This is a genomic window from Cypionkella sp. (genome assembly GCF_036782355.1).
Lineage (GTDB): Bacteria > Pseudomonadota > Alphaproteobacteria > Rhodobacterales > Rhodobacteraceae > Cypionkella.
Genome location: NZ_DAIPZF010000044.1, coordinates 1 through 3,033 on the forward strand (window position 1 = coordinate 1; position 3,033 = coordinate 3,033).

3 protein-coding genes are annotated in these 3,033 nt (G+C 64.6%); all 3 read right to left on the bottom strand.

Annotated elements, in window-relative coordinates; all coding sequences use genetic code 11:
• Positions 1-1,545 (bottom strand): N,N-dimethylformamidase beta subunit family domain-containing protein (locus tag V7Q10_RS13810; protein ID WP_333869707.1); only part of this gene is annotated, 1,545 nt, incomplete at its 3' end.
• Positions 1,539-2,513 carry a type I glyceraldehyde-3-phosphate dehydrogenase gene (locus tag V7Q10_RS13815; RefSeq protein ID WP_333869708.1) on the bottom strand — a complete coding sequence of 325 codons (975 nt, stop codon included), beginning with the start codon at positions 2,511-2,513 and terminating at the stop codon, positions 1,539-1,541. The genes V7Q10_RS13815 and V7Q10_RS13810, both read right to left, overlap by 7 nt.
• 238 nt (positions 2,514-2,751) lie before the next feature.
• Complete coding sequence (locus V7Q10_RS13820) at positions 2,752-3,015, bottom strand: hypothetical protein (RefSeq protein ID WP_333869709.1); 264 nt, start codon at positions 3,013-3,015, stop codon at positions 2,752-2,754.
• Between the last annotated feature and the right edge of the window lie 18 nt (positions 3,016-3,033).

A 3,033-nucleotide genomic window follows, 5' to 3' on the forward strand; every position in this document is an offset into this window, starting at 1 on the left:
CTGTTCGACGCTGCGGTCTTGCGCGATCAGACCTGCCACCCATTCACAAGAGCCCGCGTTGAACACCGCGCCCGCGCCGCGGCGATAGTCGGCGATGCAGCCATTGCCGCGCGTGGTGCGGCCAAGGGTTTCGGCGCTCAGCCCGCCGTAAAGCCGCAGCGCCAGATCCTCGGCGTCGCCCGCGCCGATGAACAGATCGCGGTCATGCGGGCCGGTGGCATGCGACAGCGTGGTGGCAGGCGACAGCCCAACAAGGGTCAGCGCGCCTTGCAAGCCGCTGTCTGCGGCGGCAAAGGGCAGGCCTTGGGTCATGGTGTAGTCGATGCCGTCGACCTCATAGGCAAAGATCTTGGCCGCAGCGCCCAGCACATCGCCATAGCCAAGGCCGGTGTCGCGCAGCGCCCAATGCTCGGGGCGATAGATCGCAAAGCCGCCCGAGCCATGTGCAGCGCAGCGGCTCCATCCGGCATAGACGCCTGCGGCACCGGTTAGCCCCATGGTGGCGGTGGCGGGCCGCCCGACGCGCGGGTGGTCCCAATAGCTGGTCAGGCGGTTGCTGTCTGCCTGTGGGTCTTCGGCCTCGGCGCGGGATTTGAAGCAGGTCTGGGTGCTTAGATCATCCGAGAGCCGGGTTTGCCAAAAGAAATTGCCAGCAAAGCGCGCCAGTTTGCCGCCCGCATCCAGCCATGCCTCAAGATGGTCGCGCATCTCCCATGTCCAATATTCGTCATGGCCAACGATCAGCGCGCGGTCGTAGCCTGCCAGCGCATCGGGGTCGCGGTGCAGATCGTGCTGGGTGGTATAGTCGATCGCGATGCCTTGGGCTTCGCACCAAAGCGCAAAGGGGCGCTCGAACGCGGCCCAGCCCGAAGAGGCGTATTTCTTGGAAATGCCGCGGGCGCGGGCATAGTCCATATGCGGATAGCGCGGCCGGCTGAGCAGGGGCGAGGCATGCGGGATGCGCGGCGCGCCCTCGGGCCAGCGCACAAAGCCTTCGGCCCAAGGCCGGTGCAGGCTGACATGCGGCGCGAAATCGGCGCGGGCGGGGCCAGTGATGCCTTGGTAATGGTTCGACCCGCCCCAATCATTATAGGCGCACCATGTGCCGGTGCAGAGCACCATCACGATGCGGGCGGCAGGCGTGCTTGCGCGCAGCACAAACATCGCCTGCGAGGCATGGCCGTCGATGCTCAGCGAAACGGTATAGACCCCGCTGCGCCAGTCGGGCGGGATCTGCAGCGCAAAGGCCTCGGGCCAGTTGCAGCCCTGTTCCGAGCAATCCTCGGGCGTGGCGGCAAAGCGGGTGTTGATTTGGCGATCCACCACCACTTGCGGGTTAAGCCCATCGCGCGCGATCACCAGATGTGCCTGCTCGCTCGAGGCGCAGACATGCAGCCGCAGTGTGTCGCCCGGCGCATAGGACAGCGCATCGCTATAGCCCCAGACTTGCGGGCAGGCAGGGTCGTTGCTGGCGGTTTGATAATAATGGCCGGTCACCGCAGAGCCGTCATCATAGGGGCCCGCGGTGAAAAACCGCGCTAACATGCCGCCATCCGGCGCGCGATATCGAGCATGCGGTTGGAAAAGCCCCATTCGTTGTCATACCAGCCAAACACCCGCAGCATGCCGCCTTTGGTGACGCGGGTTTCGGGCAGGGCCATGATCACGCTTTCGGCGCGCGCGCGCAGATCGGTCGAGACCAGCGGCTTTTGCGTGGTGCCGATCACCCCACCTGCGGCGGCAAGGGCTGCGTTGACGGCCGCGGCGGTGGTGGGCCGTTCGGTCATCACCGCCAGATCGACGGCCGAGACCGAGGCCGTGGGCACCCGCACCGCCGAGGCTTCGATCCTGCCCGCGATCTGTGGCAGGACCAGGTCCAGCAAGCGCTGGGCCGAGGTGGTGGTGGGCACCATCGACAGCGCCGCCGCGCGCGAGCGGGCGTAGTCGGCAGCAGGGGCGTCGATGGTCGGTTGCGATCCGGTATAGCAGTGGATCGTCGTCATCGACCCCGTCACCACGCCCCAGTTTTCATCGATCAGCCGCACCAAGGGCGCCAGCGCATTGGTTGTGCAAGAGGCGTTCGAGACGATCTTTTGGCCCCGAAGCTCGGCCTCATTCGCGCCCAGAACCACGGTCAGATCGGCGGCCTTGGAGGGCCCCGAGATCAGCACCGCGCGCGCGCCAGCCCGCAGCCCACGGGTGGCCATTTCGCGGGCATCGGCGCGGCCAGTGCATTCCAGCACCACATCGACGCCTTTGAGTTCAAGCCCCGAGATATCAGGGCTGCGGTGCAAAGGAATGGTGCGCCCGTCGATCACCAGCGCGCCCTCTTGCAGCCGCACATCGCCGTGCCAGACGCCAAAGACGGAATCGAATTCAAACAGATAGGCGCACATCTCGGCTGCGGCGATGTCATTGATGCCCGCGATTTCGATATCTGTCGCGCCACCCAGCAGGGCTGCGCGCAAAACCGATCGACCAATGCGACCAAAGCCGTTGATAAAGATGCGCATGGCGGGCTCCTGTGTTGCACCATGCAAAGCACGCCAGCCGCAGCCTTTCAAGGCTTGCTTGGCGGTGGACCTATCGTTTGATCAAACGTGGCGCGCGGCCTGAGGCGCGACGGGCTTTTGCGCCGCCACCATTGGGTTGGCTGCCATTTGTCCGGTGGCTATCCGGGGGTGCAAACAAAAACGCCCCTGCAAAAGCAAGGGCGCTTTAAGGTCGTTTCAGGGCCAGAGGCCGGTAATCTTAGTTGGTGCCAGTTGTGGCTGTTGGGTTGCTCACGACAGTTGCAACCACGGCGGTAACCACCACACCCGCAACGATCAAGCCCGGAATGCCTACGCCAGCGACCAATCCCGCCAAACTAAGGCCTGCTCCTGCACCCACGCCGCCAGCAACACCAACTGCCGCGGCACCGCCTGCGCCCGCAGCTGCACCTGCCACTTGCGCGTCAGCAGCGTTAAAAGAAATCGCCATCAACATGGCTGCGCCTACAACAATCTTTTTCATCTTGATAACTCACTTTTT

Excerpts from the sequence above, each read along its gene's own strand:
- V7Q10_RS13815 (WP_333869708.1), bottom strand. The coding sequence starts at position 2,513 with ATGCGCATCTTTATCAACGGCTTTGGTCGCATTGGTCGATCGGTTTTG.
- V7Q10_RS13820 (WP_333869709.1), bottom strand. The coding sequence starts at position 3,015 with ATGAAAAAGATTGTTGTAGGCGCAGCCATGTTGATGGCGATTTCTTTT.